Source organism: Polluticoccus soli (genome assembly GCF_029269745.1).
Classification (GTDB): domain Bacteria; phylum Bacteroidota; class Bacteroidia; order Chitinophagales; family Chitinophagaceae; genus Polluticoccus; species Polluticoccus soli.
Window position 1 is genome coordinate 473,131 of the sequence record NZ_JARJHT010000001.1, and the last position, 17,862, is coordinate 490,992.

The 17,862-nt window shown below is 46.1% G+C and carries 18 protein-coding genes; 5 read left to right on the forward strand and 13 right to left on the reverse strand.

Annotated elements, in window-relative coordinates; translation table 11 throughout:
- Positions 1-150: 150 nt before the first annotated feature.
- Positions 151-918, forward strand: coding sequence for a type I methionyl aminopeptidase (gene map / locus P2W83_RS02295; protein WP_276132068.1), 768 nt, complete (start codon positions 151-153; stop codon positions 916-918).
- A gap of 67 nt (positions 919-985) precedes the next feature.
- Here the strand turns inward: map and P2W83_RS02300 are convergent, their stop codons facing one another.
- From P2W83_RS02300 to P2W83_RS02330, 7 genes are all read right to left on the reverse strand, one after another.
- Positions 986-3,238, reverse strand: coding sequence for a LamG-like jellyroll fold domain-containing protein (locus tag P2W83_RS02300; protein WP_276132069.1), 2,253 nt, complete (start codon positions 3,236-3,238; stop codon positions 986-988).
- A gap of 101 nt (positions 3,239-3,339) precedes the next feature.
- Positions 3,340-3,618, reverse strand: coding sequence for a hypothetical protein (locus P2W83_RS02305; protein WP_276132070.1), 279 nt, complete (start codon positions 3,616-3,618; stop codon positions 3,340-3,342).
- A gap of 67 nt (positions 3,619-3,685) precedes the next feature.
- Positions 3,686-4,198 (reverse strand): hypothetical protein, encoded by a 513-nt coding sequence (locus tag P2W83_RS02310; RefSeq protein ID WP_276132071.1) that lies wholly within the window; start codon positions 4,196-4,198, stop codon positions 3,686-3,688.
- Positions 4,199-4,239: 41 nt separating this feature from the next.
- Positions 4,240-5,316: a serine hydrolase domain-containing protein gene (locus P2W83_RS02315; RefSeq protein ID WP_276132072.1), complete on the reverse strand. Its 1,077-nt coding sequence runs from the start codon at positions 5,314-5,316 to the stop codon at positions 4,240-4,242.
- 100 nt (positions 5,317-5,416) lie between these two features.
- Positions 5,417-6,082: a ferredoxin reductase domain-containing protein gene (locus tag P2W83_RS02320; RefSeq protein ID WP_276132073.1), complete on the reverse strand. Its 666-nt coding sequence runs from the start codon at positions 6,080-6,082 to the stop codon at positions 5,417-5,419.
- Positions 6,083-6,092: 10 nt separating this feature from the next.
- On the reverse strand, positions 6,093-6,737 hold the full coding sequence (gene folE, locus P2W83_RS02325; protein WP_276132074.1) for a GTP cyclohydrolase I FolE: 645 nt from the start codon (positions 6,735-6,737) through the stop codon (positions 6,093-6,095).
- Between the two features lie 77 nt (positions 6,738-6,814).
- Positions 6,815-7,066: a hypothetical protein gene (locus tag P2W83_RS02330; protein WP_276132075.1), complete on the reverse strand. Its 252-nt coding sequence runs from the start codon at positions 7,064-7,066 to the stop codon at positions 6,815-6,817.
- A gap of 172 nt (positions 7,067-7,238) precedes the next feature.
- Between P2W83_RS02330 and P2W83_RS02335 the strand changes: the two genes are divergently transcribed.
- The 3 genes from P2W83_RS02335 (at position 7,239) to P2W83_RS02345 (ending at position 10,037) form a co-directional block, all read left to right on the forward strand.
- Positions 7,239-7,529, forward strand: a complete 291-nt coding sequence (locus P2W83_RS02335; RefSeq protein WP_276132076.1) for a hypothetical protein — start codon at positions 7,239-7,241, stop codon at positions 7,527-7,529.
- A gap of 114 nt (positions 7,530-7,643) precedes the next feature.
- Positions 7,644-7,832 carry a hypothetical protein gene (locus P2W83_RS02340; RefSeq protein WP_276132077.1) on the forward strand — a complete coding sequence of 63 codons (189 nt, stop codon included), beginning with the start codon at positions 7,644-7,646 and terminating at the stop codon, positions 7,830-7,832.
- 120 nt (positions 7,833-7,952) lie between these two features.
- The gene (locus P2W83_RS02345; protein ID WP_276132078.1) at positions 7,953-10,037 is read left to right on the forward strand and encodes a PAS domain S-box protein; all 2,085 of its coding nucleotides are present in this window, start codon (positions 7,953-7,955) and stop codon (positions 10,035-10,037) included.
- 40 nt (positions 10,038-10,077) lie between these two features.
- On the opposite strand, the gene P2W83_RS02350 is transcribed toward P2W83_RS02345, so the two are convergent.
- The 5 genes from P2W83_RS02350 to P2W83_RS02370 form a co-directional block, all read right to left on the reverse strand.
- Entirely contained in the window at positions 10,078-10,488 is a 411-nt protein-coding gene (locus tag P2W83_RS02350) for a hypothetical protein (RefSeq protein WP_276132079.1), read from the reverse strand.
- Positions 10,489-10,548: 60 nt separating this feature from the next.
- Positions 10,549-12,954, reverse strand: a complete 2,406-nt coding sequence (locus P2W83_RS02355) for a carboxypeptidase-like regulatory domain-containing protein (RefSeq protein ID WP_276132080.1) — start codon at positions 12,952-12,954, stop codon at positions 10,549-10,551.
- 111 nt (positions 12,955-13,065) lie between these two features.
- A complete protein-coding gene (locus P2W83_RS02360) occupies positions 13,066-13,899 on the reverse strand; it encodes a dienelactone hydrolase family protein (RefSeq protein WP_276132081.1) in 834 nt (277 codons plus the stop codon).
- Positions 13,900-13,925: 26 nt separating this feature from the next.
- Positions 13,926-14,534 carry an SET domain-containing protein gene (locus P2W83_RS02365; RefSeq protein WP_276132082.1) on the reverse strand — a complete coding sequence of 203 codons (609 nt, stop codon included), beginning with the start codon at positions 14,532-14,534 and terminating at the stop codon, positions 13,926-13,928.
- Positions 14,535-14,587: 53 nt separating this feature from the next.
- A complete protein-coding gene (locus P2W83_RS02370; protein ID WP_276132083.1) occupies positions 14,588-15,481 on the reverse strand; it encodes a diacylglycerol/lipid kinase family protein in 894 nt (297 codons plus the stop codon).
- A 58-nt stretch (positions 15,482-15,539) separates the two neighbouring features.
- On the opposite strand from P2W83_RS02370, the gene P2W83_RS02375 reads away from it, so the two are divergent.
- A complete protein-coding gene (locus tag P2W83_RS02375) occupies positions 15,540-16,595 on the forward strand; it encodes an App1 family protein (RefSeq protein ID WP_276132084.1) in 1,056 nt (351 codons plus the stop codon).
- A gap of 1 nt (position 16,596) precedes the next feature.
- Here P2W83_RS02375 and P2W83_RS02380 read toward each other — a convergent pair whose 3' ends face one another.
- A complete protein-coding gene (locus P2W83_RS02380; RefSeq protein WP_276132085.1) occupies positions 16,597-17,706 on the reverse strand; it encodes a fatty acid desaturase family protein in 1,110 nt (369 codons plus the stop codon).
- Between the last annotated feature and the right edge of the window lie 156 nt (positions 17,707-17,862).

The following is a 17,862-nucleotide window of genomic DNA, read 5'->3' on the forward strand; positions in this document are numbered from 1 at the left end:
CGCAAAACGTGTACAAAAAGCTAACAAATTGGAACGAAGATCAGCCATGGACAAGGGTTTCAGCGGGTAACCTTTCCGGGCTGTTGTAACAAAACCGGCCTGGGTACTTGCAACGTTTTGTTAACAGCATAATTGCGCAATTTGCAGAGTATGTCAATAAACAACGAAGCAGAATTAACGGGTATGAAAAACGCCAGCGAGGCGGTAGCCACCGCGCTCAGGCAAATGGTAGCCTACGCCCGCCCCGGCATGAGCACCAAAGAGCTGGACGACTTTGGCAACGAAGTGCTGCGCAATTTCGGCGCGAGGTCAGCCCCCAGCCTGGCTTACAAATTTCCCGGCTGTACCTGCATCAGTGTCAACAATGAGTTTTGCCACGGCATACCTTCCGCCAAAAGGATACTTGCCGAGGGCGACCTGGTCAACATAGACGTATCTGCGGAGCTGAATGGCTTCTGGTCGGACAATGGTGCATCATTCGTACTTGGCAAAGACATCCATGGCCACCAGGCCCTGGTAGATGCCTCGCGCGACATTCTTCAAAAAGCGATCAACAATATCAAAGGCGGCGTCCGCATATCCGACATCGGCTGGCTGATAGAAACAGAAGCAAAAAAGAAGGGTCTGAAAGTGGTCAAGAATCTTACCGGGCATGGCGTTGGCCGCGGCCTTCACGAAGAGCCTTTTGAAATAGCCAACTACCGCGACAAGTTCAACAGGCAGCGCTTTAAGAAGAATTCTGTAGTAGCTATCGAGACCTTTATTTCTACTGATTCATCCATAGCTGTAACCCTCGCCGACGACTGGACCATGGTAGGTAACAGGGGCGGTTTTATGGCGCAGCATGAGCACACCATAGTAGTGACCGACGGTAAGCCGGTAATACTTACCGCGATGAATGGGATATGGAACCAATAAAAAAAGGGATGCAGAAGCATCCCTTTTCCCAATAATGATACAAAGTTGTCACAGTGACACAGCCCTATTATTGAACGAGTAATTTTTTAGTTATCATTTTGCCTTCCACTTGCACACAAATAAAATAGTGGCCGGGCAGCAGGTTTACAGGAAGTGTAGTGCGTCCGCCCAGGGTCAGGTTGTTACCGTATACTTTTTTACCAGTTACATCCACTACCTGGATGTTGGCAGTTGCGGTACGCGGATAGGACATCATTACATGGCGGCCATCGTTGGGGTTAGGATATACCTGGAGGTCATTCGCATTGGTCACATCGTTGACACCAACAATAGGTACTACTTTGAATGAGAAGTCCATGATAGGTGTATTGATGGTAGCGATTCCGTCATCTACTATCACATACCACTCATACTCTTTGCCGTCCTTCAGGCCGCTCCATGTTACTGAAGGCGAAGTTCCGGAAGCAGTGTTAGTGACTACACCAACGGTATCAAACAGGTTGCTCATCTGGTAGCTCAGTGTGAACTGGCTGTTAGCATCCGTCTCGAATTTGTTGAGTGTTGGCGAGTAGGTTTTTACAGATACTTCGTTCTTGTAAGGCGAGAACTCCATGATACGCAGCCAGCCGTTGCCACCATTGGTCCTGTCCTGGTAGTCAGACAACAGTGTATGCACGGTGTGGCCATTATAGGTATCAGAACGGCGGGCTTCACCATTGGGGTTGATATGGCCACACAGCATGAAGTCGAGGTTCATGTTGCTCTTTAGTTTGTTGTAGATAGCCTGGCCTTGTCCGCCCCAGGTACCGTTTGAGTTGATGATCCAGTGGCTGCTCAAAATGCCCCTGCGATTAGGATAGGCTTTCAGCAGGCTGTCGGCCCAGTTGAGAACAGAGGTATCGGCATTGGTATCATACTCCAGGCTGATGGCGATAAAGTCCAGTCCACTGGCGCTGAATAGCTGGAAGTGATTGTCATTGTTGCTACCGTAGTGGCCTCCATAATAGTTGCGGCCGGTAAACCTGCCTGAGCCAAAGTATTGGTTGTAGAAGGTAGTTGTACCACTCGCGCTACCACCCGGCGACTGATCGTGGTTACCCACGCAGATGCCATAAGGAAGACCATACGGCATCAATGTAGTAGCAGGGTCTTCGATGATCCTGAAGGAAGTATCAGCGCGCTTCCATTCGATGTCGTTGCCGTTGTTGTCGCCATTCTGCACACAATCGCCCAGCTGTATGGCATATACAATATTCATTGTAGCTATGCTGCTGCGTATCCAGGTAGTTTGCGCTTTGAAGGTCGCATTGGTGGCACCGTTCATGTGTGAGGTATAGAACTGCACATCAGGGATGGGAATGATAGTGAAGGTTGGCGAGTCCATCATTGGCGTCTTCTCCCTGCCCATGAAGACAAGCTTCATGTTGTTGGTATCAGGATCTGTAACGGTTACTTTCAGCAGGCTATCGGTGTAGCCGATAGTGTTGTCGGCCGGTACAAAACCAGTAGGCTGCGCGGGTGGATCGTTTGGCGGCGGGAAGGTGATGTTGTATGGTGCACCTGTGCCTACAGGTGTTGGGTTGTTGATACGGTTGCCATTGATAGCAGAAGAACCTGTACAAGCGATGGTTGTGCCGCTTACATCATCCATTGCCCATCTGCCAACAAGGCCAGTTGCAGCAGGCACCTGGGTATTGATAGAGTCGCGGATCTCCTGCATGGTGCGGGCATAGTTCCAGATGCGTACTTCGTCAATAATACCTTTGAAATAACCCTGCGCTACACCGGTAGAAGTGAGCGCGCTGGCAATAGCCGCATGTTGTATGCTGGCCGCCTGCGGCAGCACGTTAATGCTATCTACCGCTTCGAGATTGCCATTGAGATAAAGCTTCCACTTAACACCATCGAAGGTCACTGCTGCATGATACCAGGTAGTATCTTGTAAGGCAGTAACACCATATACGGGGTGATTAAGCCCCGGCGAAGGCTGGCCGGCACCTTCTTCAAAATCGGCACATAAGGTCATGGTGGCTGTGTTAATGCCCAGCAGGTAGTTCATGTCTTTGTTGCTGCCGTCAGACTCGCCGCGTCCTTTAGACACCAACGGAATTACTGAAGCTACACCGCCAGTACCGGTTGTTGTAGTGTTGGCGCTGACGCCTTTGTTCTTAAACCAGCACTCCAGTGTGAAAGTAGAAGAGCCGAGTCCCGAAGCGAGACCAAAACTAATGTAGTTATTAGTGCCGTTGAATTCAAAGGCCTGCTGTGCATGCATTTGCAGCCAGCCAAGGCTTAAAACCAGTGCGAAGATCTTTTTCATGCTTATCCTTTTGGGCACAAAACTCTTCGTACAGTGTTAACTCAGCGATAGCAGAAGGTGATGCAATCGTTATGTAAATATTACCTACTTCTCGCCGTCCATCAAATCCGATCCTGGATATCAAATCTGTCCGCAAGTTCATTTAAATAGACCTCTCTGAAGGCCCCCCACTGTTCGCTGTACATGTTGGATATCGTTTCCTCCATTGCCTCGTCACCTTTGGCAAGAAATCTTACCAGTAGATCTTTTAAAGCATTCTGCGTGCAAACCAACTCAAACATTAATTCAACCATCACTTCATTGGCCTGGCGAGGATCATTCAACACCAGGTCTTTTCTATTGTTCTCGGCCATACCCTTTTTACTCCTAAAATACACCATTCAGAGACGTACTCACTCAGCAGTTCTGAAGTTGTTCCGTTATCAAGGGTGAAACCTTTATTCACTGTCAATCGATCACTGCATTCACCGACTCATCCCTTACGCGGCTAAACTTGTAATGGACACCGAAAGTAACCGGGATCTCAAACAAGGCTTTGATCCCCGCTTCATCCATCTGTACCGTTCTAGCCTGTACACCAGCCTCGGCGCAGATAAAAAGACCATTGACAATGCGTATCCGTGCACCGAATTTGCCGTATAAAAGAGCTCCATAGCCAGCATTATTGGTATAAGCTGCACCCAGGCCTATAGAGTTGTAAAAACCGAGGTGTCCCTCGTCATTCATACGTAGAAAATTGATCATGAGGCCCGCAGACCGATAAGCATACTCATAGCGGTCATCAACAGCTCCGACATGTTGCGCCCAGGCTCCAAATTGTATATTGTCTTTATTATACAGAGCTTTTAGGGTAACATCGTAAGACTTGCCAAGATATATGCAATGCAGCCCTAATTCGGGTTGTGCTATCGCTACAGAAGACACAGTCAATAGCGCAAGGGTTGTAAGTGTTTTGAACATGGGCACAAAATACAACACGTGCCACTGCTCTGCAATATCAGCTACTGTCCCGAGTATCTCCTCTTTAGTTCGTCGTACAAAATATCCAGGCCATCATCAGCCGCATCGCTTTGCACGTTGGCAAACAGAATGAACGCCCGATCGATATCTTTATACACATACACCTTTGACAGGAAGGTACCTGGATTGCCAATGTTGAAGGAAAAAGCGCCATACTTGTTATCGACAGCAGGGAGCCAGCCTACGGTAAACCGCGGCATCCCAAAATGCAGAAAGTCGAACTCCTGACGGCTAAGCATAGATGACTGCCCCTTCAGTCCTTTCAGCTGCAGCTGTATAAACTTTACATAGCCGGGCAGTGTACAGTTGAGGTTGCCTGCAGCTTCCAGCCAATCCAACTTATAGTCGTCGGCTTTGGCTTCTGGCACAAGCGCAGCGTTATGACCCCATGTTTGTTTGGTGTCGGTCGCATTAGGTCTTCCAAAGCCAAACTCTATGCCCAATGGGTTCCCGAGCTCTTTTATCAATTGCCGGTAAGACTTGCCTGATGTTTTTTCAAGCATCAGGCCTGCGGCAACGTATCCAAGATTGGAAAAATTAATAGAATCGCCCGCCGTTACCGGGTCGTGCTTGAAAAACCAGCGGGCGAATTGATACCGCTGTTCAGCGGCACTCCCGGTAAACTGCCCTTTGACAGGCTGCGCATAAGTATACGTATACATGAATAGCCGTGTCCTGAAGGTGAGCAGGTTCAATAACGTCAGATTGTGGTATTCTTTCTTGCTGCCCTGTTTTAACTCGGGGAACAGATCAAAGAACTTCGTTTCCCAACTTATCTTACCTCGCTTTACTAACAGCGCAGCTATAAAGCCAGTAATAGCTTTTGTATTAGAACCCAGCCTAAACCGGTCGTTGGGCGTAGCCACCAGCGACGAATGTATCTTCCGGACACCCAGCACCTTCATTTCATAAATAGAATCGGCGGAAACAACTGCATAAGCAATCTCTGGAATATTGTATTGCTTCCCGATACTGTCAGCAAAACGAAAAGTAGGTTGCGCATGTAGAGTGTAAATAGATAGTAATAGGGCGAGAGTTACAGCGAATTTAAGCTTCATTGGCAGGAGTTATTAAGGATATTTAACTCCTGTCAAAATAAGCCTTTTAAGTATATCTGTTATGGAAGTTTTATCATAAGCGCCACAACGGCGCTGGATACTACTTCTCAAACACAACAGCGTCGGGGCTGGCACCATGTCCCTCCAGTATTTCCCTGATGGCTGCGATCATTGGGTCCGGCCCGCAAACGTAAAAATGCTTTGAGAAATCGTCCACCCGTTTTTCGAGGAATGTGGAATCAATGCGTTCGTGCAAGTGATTAGCATCATTTCCATCGGTCACTGTATAGATCGCGTTGTCGCCTAACATCTCGTGCAGCTCATGTGCGTATATGATATCCTGGTCGGTTTTGTTGGAAAAGAACAGTTTATTGCCGGCTATTTTATTATCAACATGCAGCCTCCTTAGTATAGCAATGAACGGCGTGATACCAGCGCCACCGGCTATAAAATAGCCTTCACCCTTATACTCAATAGCGCCCCAGGCGTCACGGATGATCAGCTCATCGCCTATTTCGAGATGGCGCACCTGGTTGGTAACACCGTCGTGATCGGTATAACACTTGATAGTGAATTCGAGGTAAGGATCTTCATTCAGGCAAGTAAAAGTGAAAGGACGTTTCTCCTTCTCCCAACCCGGCTTGTTGACAGATACTTCTGTAGCCTGTCCCGGTACGAAATTGTAGCCTTCAGGCTTTTTTATCCGAATGCATCGCACGTTGTGTGTCACTTCTGTCAACGCTATAATGGGTACTATAAACTTCATGATTAGTTGCTTAAACCGATAATAATGACATAAACTCCTTACGTATTTCTACCTCCAGGAATCTACCATGAAAGCTACTCGTGATCGTAGTGCTGCCGGTATCTCTCACTCCACGTGAAGCTACACACAAATGTTCTGCATCCATGACAACAGCTACGTCGTCTATACCCATTACTTTTTTCAGATACTCAGCAATTTGAATGGTCAGCCTTTCCTGCACCTGTGGCCGCTTTGCAAAGTAGTGCACTATCCTGTTCAGTTTCGACAAACCAATAACCTCACCTTTCGACATATAGGCCACATGAACTTTACCAATGATTGGAACGAAATGATGCTCACAATAAGAATAAACAGGGATATTGCGCTCTATCAACATCTCATCATAACTAAAGTCATTCTTAAACAGCGTGATCGCCGGAGCATTCGCTGGATCCAACCCGCTGAACACTTCCTTCACATACATCTTAGCTACACGGCGAGGCGTATCCTTCAGGCTTTCATCTGTCACATCCAGCCCGAGAGCCATCATTATATCCCTGAATTTTTCCTCTATAAGCTGTAGCTTTTGCGATTCTGTCAGCGTTGAGTTTCTCACCTCAGCTATAAGCTCGCTTTGCAAACCACCTTGCCCGTTCTTTTTTTCTAATACATTCATTTTTGGTCCTGCTTTAAGTATTAGAGTAAAAAGAGCCGATCAGGTTACAAAGTTTTCCTACCAGACTACATGCACCCTTAATCTTCGTCTCCCGGCTCAAGTTCTGACAACCTGCCGACCTCGTTTTCATAATCTGAGCCCACGTTTCGCTCCCGGCCCTGTTTGTACGATTCGCCGGCAAGATAGGATGAACCCTGTCCGAAATTAGAACCGCCCTGGGTTGTCGTTCCCGGATGAAAAGTTGCCCTGCCTGAGCTGCCATCGGCAGGATGTTCAGGATCTGTCAATGGATTGGACCCGCCTTTGCGTTTGTTCTGCTCATTTTTCATTACGGCATGTTTAGATATCAAAGCAGCAAGACTATGCCAGTACACAGCCTTGCCAGCTCTACAAACAGAACATGTTGATCAATAAGCCGCTATCGTTTTCCACTCAATAGTTTAGGCTGGCGCGGATTTATTGCCTAACACTATTGATTAAATTGCTTCAAATATTATTATCATGACAAAGCTTGCCTGCAAGGTCAACATTTCTTCTGGTGCCATTGAGGTGTCGTGGGAAGTGCATCCCCTTTATGTTACTACCGATATGACCAGCGGGTTCCTTATTAAGAATATTTCCGGCTATATTTTTCCAGCAGACTATTTCGGTCACATCCTGCAACTCGCAGAAACTGCAGACGGATTTGAATATAGAGAAGCCGGTTTACAGACAGGCTCAGTGGACAGCGACAGTATGGTTGTACTTGAGGCTATAAAAGAAATCACCATAACAGCTAATATAGACCAATAACAAATTACTAATACGTCTGGAGCGTGCAGCCATCAACAAACCATCCTTGCTATGATTTTTCGCAGCTGTTTTCTAAATTAGTGGCGCGACCAAGATCACTAGAACTATGAATGAATGCTTGAAAAGCTTACCGGTCAACAGGTTTACGAAGCGGTACAATCATACCCGGGTGGGGAAGTTGAAATAGCTGCGCTCGTCAATTTACTTCAAACAACACAGGAGCTATTATCATCACACCTTCGGGTGTTGGAACTTTTTGGCAGGATCGAGATCACGGGTAACACCATCCGGGCAATCACTTAACAACAACAAATTATTGTTTTAAGAATAATTAAAACATAATTAAATCAATTCCGTGCCTGAAGGCCGGAAGATATTTGCAGCCCATTTTTACTTAAATTAGACATACGAGAATTGCAACCTATGAAAACTATTGCGGTTATTGAAGATGATAATGACGCGTGGTTATTATTGAAAAACCTGCTCATAAAGGCTGGATATGAATCAAAGCAACTAATTCGATTCGCTTCCATTGCTGACATTCGTCCGCAACAAACCACTCCAGAAGTAGTACTTACAGACCTTGGACTTCCAGACTCGAAAGGTTTGGCCACATTCAAAAAGGTATGTAGCCTTTTTCCTGATTCACCGATAATTGTAATAACTGGGGATGGAGATGCGGACTTAGCGATAGACCTGATCAGAGAAGGTGCACAGGATTACCTGGTAAAAGGTGAGATAGACCATCGATTACTCAGCAAATCAATACAACATTCAATCGAGCGCAAACGCATTACCTCCGACTACAAAAGAATCTTTTTCGACAGTCCTACACCCAAGTATATTCTCGATGCCGAAACACTTAATATACTAGCAGTCAACAAAGCGGTTATTGAAAAATATGGATATTCGGAAGCTGAGTTGCTGCACATGCATGGTAATGATCTGCGTCCGGCGGAAGAAATACAACGTTTTAGACAAAAGGCGCAAACATTAAATACTGAGCGCTATGATGGGGGAATATGGTGGCACTTAAAGAAAGACGGAACCGTCTTTGCCGTCCATATTTATGTGCACACCACAGAATTTGATGGCCGACGCGCGTTCATGGTTGTAGCCATAGACATTGATAAACAGTTAAAGGCAGAACAAGCACTGGAAGAAAAGGCATTGGAGAACGAACAGATACTGGAAAGTATGACCGATGCATTCTTTAAGGTTGATGAAAACCATTGCTTTACGTACGTCAACCAGGAGTTTGAGAAAATACTGCAGAAGAAACGTGGTGAGATATTGGGACAAAACATCTGGGAAGTGTTTCCCGAAGCAATGCGTCTCAAGTTCTACGAAGGTTATCAACGAGCTTTGCAGACAAGAGAAAATACTTACTTCGAAGAAAAATTGCCTGGTTATGGCTTATGGCTTTCGGTGAAAGCCTATCCTTTCGACAAAGGAATGGCGGTCTATTTCATCGATATTACAGAACAAAAGCTTGCCCAGGAAAAGTTAGCGCGCGACGAACAGAACCTACGTGCTATTATCAATAACACCAGCGATATAATTTGGTCGGTAGACCGCCAAAACAATATAATATCCGCAAACGATGCTTTCTGGACCTACTTGTACGCTCTGACCGGCAAAAAACAAGGTGAAATAACGGAAGCCGATTTCAACAACGAAGTATTTGCTGCCTGGACACAATTCTTCGACCGGGCTTTTAGGGGTGAGACATTTAAAACAATATGGACCAGCGTCATTGGAAATGAAGAATACACCTCTGAAACCAGCTTCAACCCGATACGCAACGAACAAGGAGACATTACTGGCGCCAGCTGTTTCTCGAGGGATATTACGCAGGAACGTAAACTGCAACAAAAGATACTAACTGACGATGCAAACCTGAAAGCGATGATCGACAATACGGACGATCTCATCTGGTCCGTCGACACCGACTTCAACCTCATATCAGCAAACAAAGCATTTTTAACGGTAATAGAAACCTGGATAGATCGGTCGCTGAAAGTGGGCGATAATATCTTTGACCCAAAAATGAACGATGCCCTAACTGAAAAATGGAAAGGGCTATATAGCAAGGCGCTAAATGGCGAACAGTTTCTCATGGAGCAGGAGGCAAACGACAATGGCTCCACGCTGTTCACCGAAACCCGTTTTAATCCTATACGGGATACTAATGGCAAAATAATAGGTGTTAGCTGTTTTTCTCATGATGTAACGCCCCTACGCACATATCTCCAGAAAACAGAAGAACAAAACAAACAACTAAGGGAAATAGCCTGGATACAATCGCATAAGGTAAGAAATCATGTCGCTTCAATACTCGGTCTTATACAGGTTATCGATCTCCATAAGGCTGACGACGAAACAAGCCACTACGCACTTAGGGGCATTAAGCAATCGTCGGAAGAATTGGATGTGATCATACGCGAGATAAATGAGAAAACACAGCAACTGGATCAAAACGAAAAATCATCTTATGAACGGCTGTAACGATCTAATAAAAATTGCCGCCTGAAGGCGGCAATTTTTATTAGATCGTATCCTTAGTATCATCATCCTTGTGCTCCTCCCGGTTGAGACCTCCTGCATCGTATTCATCCGAACCAGACGTACGAGGACCAGTCGCTGGTTGTCCTGAGTTGTAACCTGTGCCGCCGGCAGCTGTTGAAGTTGGCTTGGTGTAGGAAACATTAGTTCCCGTATTGCTAAACCTGTCTTCTATACGATGTGAGCGCACACGGTCTGTGGCGCTGCCGATTATAGAATTTATCGCATCCGCACTCACTTTCTTCTTCTGATGCTTTCCTTCCCGCTTTTTATCAGTCTCTTCTATCTCAGATTCTGTTTTTTGCGGTGGCGTCTTAGCCGCATCTTCCCTACCCGGTGTCTGTTTGTTGAGATCACCCTGGCTTTGTTCCGGCGATTTTTGATTGTCTTCCATGGCTCTGCTTTTTAGTTTTAGGCTAAAATTCTATGCCATAACACCTTGATCCCGCAAGTTTTAAGACGATCTTTTACCCAATCCAAAATCTACCCGATAATAGAACAGGGGCAGGAAACCTAACTGGTAAGTTTTAAGAAATGGATATTTGCCCTGCGCTGCAAGATCATGACTATATGTTAAAGAAAGTATATTCTTTGTGCCAAAGACATTCACCAGATCTATCGCCAGTTCGTGCGTCAGTTTTTGGCCATTTATGCGCACACCAAGCTTCGCATCTGCTCTGAAATAATCGGGGAATTGCAATGTGTTCCTTAGAGAATCAATCACAACAAAATCACCTAAGGCTTTTGAAGCCGCAATGTTTGGAGGAGAATATAATCTACCTCCTGTCCATGTGATCTTACCGCCAGCAAGCAGCGTGCTATTCTTACCCAATTTGCGCTCATAACCTCCCAGCAGATTGGTTGCAAAGCCACCATTATAATCTGTATTACGGTATATTCCATCATTGCCTTTAGCCTTTGAATCAAACAGTGAGCCGGTGAACATGAAATAGTACCCGTGGTTGAATACTTTTTCAAGCGTGAGTTCCAAGCCGTAGTTATAGCCAGTTCCTTTGTTAACAAGTGTATCAGGAAACAGCCTTCCGAAAGATGCCCCTTGGTTTAGGGCAGAGAAAGAAGATCCGACTCGTGTCTCTATAGGTACGTTAAACAGGTACTGGTAGTAGGTTTCAGTGCGAACGCGGAGCACATCAGAGAATATGTGCTCGTACCCCCCCACCAGGTGATGACTGCGGGTAAACCCAATATTGTAGTTATGCATTTGCCCCGGTCCGTTGATAGGCAAGTTGGCAAAGTACTGGTACAATTGCTGCATCTGGCTATGCAAACCATAGCCAACACTCACGATGTCAGACCTGCCTGCCCGATAACGTATGGCCGCGCGCGGCTCTATGGCGCCCGTCTGGTTGTGGGTGAGGTACTGGCCATGCAGCCCTGCCGTTAACGTCAAAGCCTCGGTAGGACGGTATTTGTACTGTATATAAGGTTGTACCAGGTCGGTGCTACCTACAAAATCGAGGCGGTATTGCCATACTTGTAGCGTGGGCGGGTACTGCCTGCTCGAGTCTATATAATTCACCCGGTAGAGATTATTAACGATACCGGCCTTTAATGTCTGGCGGGCAGTCAGCTTTTTGTTCAGGTACCAGTGTGCAACTGTGCTGTTAGTGATGGATTGATAACCCAGAATTGGCTTCATCGAATCGACCACAAATTCCGGGCTGCGGAACACTTTGATGTGCTCGGCACCGATGTCGCTACCCGTTTGAGCCACAACCAATTTTGTATAAGCAGACGGATTAATGATATAGCTAAACGATGCACCAGCCACACCCGTATTGGAATAAAAATATTGATCACGGTCAGACTCACCATATATTTCTTCCGCCGGCTCAGTCAGGTTGCTAACGATGAGATCGACCTTACTAAGTCCACCAATGCCAAAAAGCGACAGATTTGCCTTCTTTCCCAACGGGAAATTTAGCTTTATTGCTGCATCCTGGTAGTTTGGCACGGAGTTGGTACCTATCTTAATATTGAGGCCCTCAAATAGTTTGAGGGTAGAATAACGATAAGTGAATAGATACGATGATCCTGATGTTTTTGATATTGGCCCTTCTGCTGCAAGCTCTGTTCCCAGGAAACCAAACTGACCTGTAAACTCGTGGCGGTCTTTGTTACCGTTCCGCATCTTCAGATCAAATACGCCTGCTATTGAGTTACCATACTCTGCCGGGAACGCCCCGGTAAAGAAATCACTATTGGAAAGCGTTTTATTGTTGAGGAGGCTCACAGGCCCACCTGTAGTACCAGGTACCGCAAAGTGGTTGGGATTGGGTATATCCACCTCTTCCAGCCGCCAAAGTAACCCTTGCGGAGAGTTTCCCCGAATGATGATATCATTCCTTGAATCGTCCGCACCGAGGACGCCGGCAAAATTAGAGGCCATGCGAGCTGGATCGGCGCGGCTACCGGCATATCGTTCCGTTTCCTGTACATCAAACGTTTTGGCGCTTAGAATGGCCATTTCGTTGACGTGTTCTTTTTTGGCGGTCACCACAACCTCACTCATCCTTCGCGACGACTCCTCAAGCTCAACATTCAACACCACCTCTTTACCCGATGTCACCAGCACATTCGGTATGGTCAGCGATCCGTAACTAATATAATTTAGTATCACTGTATGCTTGCCCACCGGAACGTTTGCAATAACGTATTCGCCGTCATCGTTGGTTACGCCACCGATATGGGGTTGAACATCTGTTACAGACACCGCTACACCAACCAACGGTATTTTCGTTTCCTTATCTACCACTGTACCTTTTATGACTTGGGTATGTTGGGCAAGACCAATAAAGCTTAGGACACTAAATAAAACCGACAATACAGCTTGACGCATGCGTTAAATATTTAGCATCTAAACTAGTATTTTCGGCTGCATACCGCAAAGTATAAAACAAGAAAACCCGCTATTGGCGGGCTTTTCTTTAGTATCTTCTGCAATTTGCAGCTACTCCAGTTGCAATTTTTCCTTCAAAAACGCGATAGCCAGCTTTTCGGCTTGTGCCGACGCAATTTTATCATGCTTGGGATTACTCGGATTAGCGAATGCATGATCGGCATTGAATGTGTGCAAAGTTATTTGCCTCCCCGCTTCCTGCACCTGGTTTTGAAACCCTTCAATTACATCCCGGGTAATAAATTTATCCTGTGATGCCCACATGTAGAGTATATCGCTTTTTAGCAGGTCGATCTTTTTCTGGTCTGTCTCCGGAAAACCATAATACATCACCGTAGCCGCCGAACGATCTCCCGCAAGAACCGATGCATTAAAAGCCCAGCTTCCACCCATGCACCACCCCAATGTTGCCACTCGGCGATCTTTCCCAGCTTTGGCCAGCGCGCCTTTCACAATATTCTCTGCACGTTTTTTATCGAGTGATGAAGAAAGTTTGCTGGCGTTCGGCTGGTCGCTGGCTACCTGGCCATCATACAGGTCCACAGCATACACGTCTACATTGCCCAACATACTTTGCCAACGTTCGGCCTCGCGCTTAATGTAGTCATTCAGGCCCCACCATTCGTGAAACACTAGCAACACGCTAGTGGCAGTCTGGTCAGACGGAACATAAAACGCCTGACCATTTTTACCATCAAGTGTCGCGAAACTGACCATAGATCCTTTCGCCGGGGAATAATTAAACGGTTCGGGCGATTCATGTGCTGCAATGAAATCAATATTCATTGCCAGCATTGGGAAATTACTGCTGTTCACGCAACAGTTCTGCGCGTGCGACACTAATGAAAATAGCAGGCACGCAAACAGCGTGAAAAGTTTGGACATATTATGGAGTTTTGGTTTAGCACTCTTTATGCCGCCATCTTCTTCTTCCCCTCATCGTAGTAGCAATTCAATATTGAGTCCATCTCTGCCCTGCCTACTGCTACTAAGTCCACCTTATCTTTATACTGCGGCTCTATAAATTTTGCCAAGGGTTGTGACACCTTACCGAACGTTTTAAAAGCTTCAATCAATTGCACATCCCAATCCTGGTAAAAATGAACTAGGTCATCTGGCATTACCTTTTTCCTGTTAGTGCCGGGTTCAGGCAAACACACAAACGGCTCGGTCAGGTTTAGGTATCCATAGTCGTTTGTCAGTTCCTCTCCCGGGTATATGTCCCGCACAGCCAGCTCAAAGTTATAAGCCGTCGACAGGCAGTTGGAGTTGAAACTATGATTCACAAACCGTGAATGGTCCCAACACAGTACAAAATCGCCTTTATTATCGCGAAACGCATAGGTATCGATGATATCCCTAAAAACCGGGTGCATTGTTTCTACCTGCACTGGAGTAAACACCTGGTCCAGCGGATCACCGATCCATGTTATCGTGCCTTTGGGAATAAAGGCAGTAGCTACTACCCCATGCCCTTTTTCCTTACTGATGAACCTTACCTCTGTCTTCGGATGTATCATACCATTCACCTTTCGATCCACCTCAGCTGCTAAAAAAACCAAGCCCAAAGGCATTACTCAACATTGCGAGGCTGCATAATGCAGAGCGCTTGTTTCTCAATAGCAGCGGTCACACCGGTCACCTTGCCCTGGTATTCTCCGTCCACCTGGAAATAGGCTTTTCCTGTCACTTGAATTTCAATCGATTGCGCAGGCAATATTTCTGTTTTGTCGCGATTGAGATTTTTGCCGCCCAGAAACATTTTAACAACTTCAATAAACGAGAGCTGCCGCATAATGATGATCTCGAATACTCCGTCGCTGAGGTTGCCATCGGGATTGATAACAGCTCCGGTACCGTACATACGCGCGTTGGCCAGCACTACCATAAAGGCGTTACGCGCTATCAGCTGGTTGCCACTTTTGATGACCACATGCATTCTCGGCTTACGGAGCAATACTTTTAGCGCTCCGCGCGCATAACCCAGTTTTCCTTTCCAGTCATTCTCTTCAAAGTGTTTTACCAGCTGTGCATTAAAGCCCAGGTCGCTCAGGTGCAGGCATATCTCTTTATTATTGATCCGCAGCACATCTATACGCTGGCACTCCCCGTTCATAATTATATCCATGCACTCGTCGATGGCCATAGGCAGCCCCAACTCACGAGCCATGCCATTAGCTGAACCGGCAGGGATAACGCCTATCGGTATATCCTTACCGATCAACACTTCGGCTACAAGCTTTAAAGTCCCATCGCCCCCCACGGCCACAACACGATCAGGTTGCCATGTCTGTACCCAGTGTCGTATTGAGTCAACATCATAGTCACCGGTAGTCTGGTACCATTCATACTCGTGCCGCACGCCCTGGAAATAATCGTGTATGGCAGATTCTAATTCAGCCTTGGAGCTTTTACCTGAAGCAGGGTTAAGCACGAACAGTATTTTTATTTTACCGTTGTCTGGCACGTTATTATTTGTTGCACAATAAGCAATATAAAAAAGTGCGCCCGCTATTTTCTAACGTATGGATACGGCCACAAAAAAAAGATTCAAACACCTGCTTAACTGGTTGCGTATCAATACCGACCCCATAGTTAAAGTATACCATGGCTATGGAGACGATGATGCTATGCTGCTGTATGGACACGTTTTTACTACATCACCCATACCTAGAAAACGATACCGCAACCTCATATTCAGCAATACGATGGCGCTGTTGAGGCTATTTATGGCCAAACCTTTTGCCGGCGCGAAAGTGCGCGTCAACTGGCGCGGTCATATCACGGAAGCAGTAACCGATACCGATGGTTTTTTCAAACTTGAATGGCACACCCCAACACCTGCAGAAAAAGGATGGCATCCGGTGCGTGTAGATCTTATATCTGACGTGCATGAAGGTGTATATGGAGAAGGCAAGATGCTAATACCTCATGCTACCCAGTACGCGTTCATTTCTGATGTGGATGATACCTTTCTGGTCTCCCATTCATCGAAAATGGGCAAACGGCTCTACGTACTTTTTACCAAAAATGCACGCACACGTCGCCCTTTTGAGGGAGTAGTTCGTCACTACCAATTACTGGCAGCTTCTAATTCCGGAGACGGTGTGACCAACCCATTCTTCTATGTGTCCAGTAGCGAATGGAACCTGTATGAATATTTGAAGGAGTTTTGCCGCAACAATGAACTACCTGAAGGCGTATTCCTACTCAGTCAGCTAAAACAATGGCATGAGTTGCTGAAGACCGGCCAGACCAAGCACCAGGGCAAGTTTATGAGGATAGCCCGCCTGTTAAAAGAGTTTCCGCACCAGAAATTTGTACTTCTGGGCGACGATACGCAACAGGACCCATATATCTACCACTCAATAGTTGAAGCCTTTCCCAACCAGGTACTATGTGTTTACCTCCGGCATATCCGCAAAAGCCGCAAACCGGCCGTGGAATCGATAATAGATGATATTAGAAAGCATAAAGTGGATGTATGCTACTTTGAGCATAGCAACGAGGCCATACTTCACTCGCAAAAGGTCGGACTAATAAAAGATTTGGTGATCACCAAAGGTGAACCTGAAGACTAGTTTATCCTCTGCCCAAAATCTTCAGCATCCTACCGTGTTCGATTATTGCACGGGCAACCGTAGGCTGTACATTATATGCCAGGCCATATTGGCGCGCTACACTTTCCACTATAGGCGAAATAGCAGGATAATGTATGTGGCACACATGAGGGAAAAGGTGGTGTTCGATCTGGTAGTTCAATCCACCAATGAACCATGCGGTAAGTTTGCTACCGGGAGCAAAATTCGTTGTGTTAAGTAACTGGTGCACTGCCCAGTTATTTTCGATCCTCATATCCACCGACGGCAGCGGAAACTCAGAGCTTTCCATAACGTGTGCAGGCTGAAAGATGCAAGCAAGAGAAAGACCTGCGACCATGTGCATGGCTACGAAACCGCCTACTACATGATACCACGGCATTCCAGAGAAAAACATTGGTAATACCAGGATGTACGCGAAATAAAACAGCTTGAAGAACGAAAGCTCGATCAAAGCATTTTTCAGCGTGATCTTTTCTTTCTTCAATAAACCTTCTCTTTCGTACCTGAACAATACGCGATAGTCTTTAGCCATTACCCAAAACAGGTTCATCAGCGAATAAAGGAACCATGCATAGATATGCTGAAAACGATGGATCTTCCAGTGCGGACGGTGCGGGCACATGCGTATAAGAGTCGTCCCCATAATGTCTTCGTCAAGACCATCTACATTGGTGTAAGTGTGATGCAGTATATTATGCTGTATACGCCAGTTACGCGAATAACCTCCGATGAAATTCAACAAGCTACCTAGCAGGGAATTTGTCAGGTTGTTAGAAGAATAAGAGCCGTGATTTGAATCATGCATCACACAAGTGCCGATACCCACTACGCCAACGCCCATCAACAACCACATAGGATAAAACAACCACAGGCTGGCAGATGCAAGACCAGTGAGTACAACTATCAGCGGTACAAAATATAGAGAGAGCATCGCAGCAGTTTTCACCTTCATTGCTGTATTGGCATTCTCATGTATCCCCTGCTCACGGAAATACTCGTCGACACGCTGCTTAACAGTATCGTAAAAACTTTTTTCGCCTTTAGGCGCAAACTTCACAAGGCGTTTCTTATTTAAGGCTGTTACTGACACTGGTATTAAATTGGATGGCGCTGAAGATAGCACTAATTCGGCTGAAAATCTATGATATCAGCTAATAATGACACTAAAATGGTGTTAAAAGCAGTATGGCTGCCGAAAAAGCAGCCATACCCGTTCTCACGGTGAAAGGTAATTATATTAAATCGA

Coding starts and splice junctions, on each gene's coding strand:
- P2W83_RS02375 (WP_276132084.1), top strand. CDS start 15,540: ATGGATACGGCCACAAAAAAAAGATTCAAACACCTGCTTAACTGGTTG.
- P2W83_RS02315 (WP_276132072.1), bottom strand. CDS start 5,316: ATGAAGCTTAAATTCGCTGTAACTCTCGCCCTATTACTATCTATTTAC.
- P2W83_RS02335 (WP_276132076.1), top strand. CDS start 7,239: ATGACAAAGCTTGCCTGCAAGGTCAACATTTCTTCTGGTGCCATTGAG.
- P2W83_RS02355 (WP_276132080.1), bottom strand. CDS start 12,954: ATGCGTCAAGCTGTATTGTCGGTTTTATTTAGTGTCCTAAGCTTTATT.
- P2W83_RS02345 (WP_276132078.1), top strand. CDS start 7,953: ATGAAAACTATTGCGGTTATTGAAGATGATAATGACGCGTGGTTATTA.
- map (WP_276132068.1), top strand. CDS start 151: ATGTCAATAAACAACGAAGCAGAATTAACGGGTATGAAAAACGCCAGC.
- P2W83_RS02300 (WP_276132069.1), bottom strand. CDS start 3,238: ATGAAAAAGATCTTCGCACTGGTTTTAAGCCTTGGCTGGCTGCAAATG.
- P2W83_RS02310 (WP_276132071.1), bottom strand. CDS start 4,198: ATGTTCAAAACACTTACAACCCTTGCGCTATTGACTGTGTCTTCTGTA.
- P2W83_RS02350 (WP_276132079.1), bottom strand. CDS start 10,488: ATGGAAGACAATCAAAAATCGCCGGAACAAAGCCAGGGTGATCTCAAC.
- P2W83_RS02360 (WP_276132081.1), bottom strand. CDS start 13,899: ATGTCCAAACTTTTCACGCTGTTTGCGTGCCTGCTATTTTCATTAGTG.
- P2W83_RS02305 (WP_276132070.1), bottom strand. CDS start 3,618: ATGGTGTATTTTAGGAGTAAAAAGGGTATGGCCGAGAACAATAGAAAA.
- folE (WP_276132074.1), bottom strand. CDS start 6,737: ATGAATGTATTAGAAAAAAAGAACGGGCAAGGTGGTTTGCAAAGCGAG.
- P2W83_RS02320 (WP_276132073.1), bottom strand. CDS start 6,082: ATGAAGTTTATAGTACCCATTATAGCGTTGACAGAAGTGACACACAAC.
- P2W83_RS02330 (WP_276132075.1), bottom strand. CDS start 7,066: ATGAAAAATGAGCAGAACAAACGCAAAGGCGGGTCCAATCCATTGACA.
- P2W83_RS02365 (WP_276132082.1), bottom strand. CDS start 14,534: ATGATACATCCGAAGACAGAGGTAAGGTTCATCAGTAAGGAAAAAGGG.
- P2W83_RS02340 (WP_276132077.1), top strand. CDS start 7,644: ATGCTTGAAAAGCTTACCGGTCAACAGGTTTACGAAGCGGTACAATCA.